The 1,111-nt window shown below is 60.7% G+C and carries 2 protein-coding genes; both read left to right on the top strand.

Features of this window, described 5'->3' with window-relative positions:
* On the top strand, window positions 1-263 hold a 263-nt coding region (locus ORS3428_RS33715; protein WP_210185680.1), incomplete at its 5' end, for an ABC transporter permease.
* Window positions 260-1,111 (top strand): LamG domain-containing protein (locus ORS3428_RS03750; RefSeq protein ID WP_244507843.1); only part of this gene is annotated, 852 nt, incomplete at its 3' end. The genes ORS3428_RS33715 and ORS3428_RS03750, both read left to right, overlap by 4 nt.

Below are 1,111 nucleotides of genomic sequence, written 5' to 3' on the forward strand. Positions count from 1 at the left end.
CACCGTTCGGGCACCACAGCCCGAACCTGCAGAAGCTGCTGCGCATCTTTCGCAGTGTCCCCATCGCCGGAAAACACGCCTTGCTGACAATCCGGCCCAATCGGAGCTGGATGCTYGTCACCCTCACRGGGATCCSMGGCCGTCCCATGACAARACATGAGGACATCATCTTTGAGGACCTGGCGGAGGCGGAGTGGTACGTGTTCCGCCAACGCTGGCGTCAACATTTCGGAACTGAGCTTGCCGACGGAGCCGAAGCATGAGAACGCTGGCGGGTTATACAAACATCATGAGCGCCARGCCGGGCGACACCGTTGAATTCAAGGTCAGTTCGCACGGTCCCTCGGGCACCTTCTCGGCCCGGCTGGTACGGCTGATTACCACCGAAGAGCACCCGCGCACACCCGGTTTGATCGAACGTGACGTCGATGCCCCCTTCAACGGGGAATATCCCGCCCGACGGCAGCCGATCCACACTGGGTCCTATGGCTATGTGGAGCATGCGACCGCTTTTTCCGGGTCAGAGGACTTCACCTTCCAGACCTGGCTCTGGCCAACCCTGCTTGGAACCACGCGTCAAACCATCGCCGGCACTTGGGACGAGAGCCGCAGCTTGGGTTTTGCGATCGAGATCGACGAGGCGGGTCGATTGACGTTCCTGATGGGCGATGGTGAAGGGACCGTGTCCACCGCCAGTTTGYCCACGCCCTTGGTCGAGCGGCGGTGGGTGTTCGTTGCCGCCAGCTACAGCGCAAAAGACCGCGCCGTTGTCCTACATCAGAGTCCCCGATGCGACATCGGTGATCTTGGCTCCGCGGAAACCCGCAAGTTTGAGATTGCTGCCTTYCAGGGGAACGCTGCGCAAAGACATTTCTTTATCGCTGCCCACAAGGCGTCGGCTAGCGACGGACTGTTTTTGGCAGGCGGGCATTACAACGGGAAGATCGATTCTCCTAAGCTTCACGCCTGCGCCCTTTCGGTTGAGGAGATGGCCTCGCTTGGCAGCGGCGCCGCAGTCGAGCGGCTCAACGAGTGCGTTTCGGCCGCTTGGGATTTCAGCATCGATCAGGGCTCGGACGGCTTCAAGGATGTTTCGGGCAATGGGCTGGAC

Origin of the sequence: Mesorhizobium sp. ORS 3428, from assembly GCF_001854785.1 — a bacterium.
GTDB lineage: Bacteria > Pseudomonadota > Alphaproteobacteria > Rhizobiales > Rhizobiaceae > Mesorhizobium.